The following is a 466-nucleotide window of genomic DNA, read 5'->3' as shown; positions in this document are numbered from 1 at the left end:
GCGAAAACCTGCACGAGGCGCGGCATCTGAAGACCTCGCCGCACTTGGGCGAGCTGGTCAACCCGGTCATCGAGGTGCTGCGAGGTGTGGTGGAGCGCGGCCGGCGCGCCGGCATCTTTCGCGACGACGTCGATGTGTCGCGTCTGTATCTGACGATCTCGGCGCTGGGCTATTACGTGCTGTCCAACCGTTACACGATCAGTGCCGTGGTGGGGCGCGACATTGCCTCTGCCGACGAGCACGAAGCCTTCGCGCAACTGCATATCAAGATGCTGCTGGCGTATCTGGATCGGCCCAAGGGCTGATCGGCGAAAGTATCGTCGCGCAACAAAAAGCCTCGCAACTGCGAGGCTTTTTGTTGGGTGCTCCAGGCTCAGGCGACGGCCTTGATGCGCGGTGCGGTTTCTTCGTTGCGGCGGATGAAATCACGCAACTGCGGATACACCTGCTCGCGCCAGCGGCGGCC

General features: G+C 62.7%; 1 pseudogene. It reads left to right on the top strand.

Annotation, left to right across the window (positions count from 1 at the left end):
• Nucleotides 1-305, top strand: a pseudogene (locus tag I6F21_RS37720) (TetR/AcrR family transcriptional regulator); the annotation flags it as partial.
• Nucleotides 306-466: the final 161 nt, after the last annotated feature.

Origin of the sequence: Bradyrhizobium sp. NBAIM03 (assembly GCF_020194055.1) — a bacterium.
In the GTDB taxonomy this organism is placed as follows: domain Bacteria; phylum Pseudomonadota; class Alphaproteobacteria; order Rhizobiales; family Xanthobacteraceae; genus Bradyrhizobium; species Bradyrhizobium yuanmingense.
This window is presented reverse-complemented; position numbering and strand designations above follow the sequence as displayed.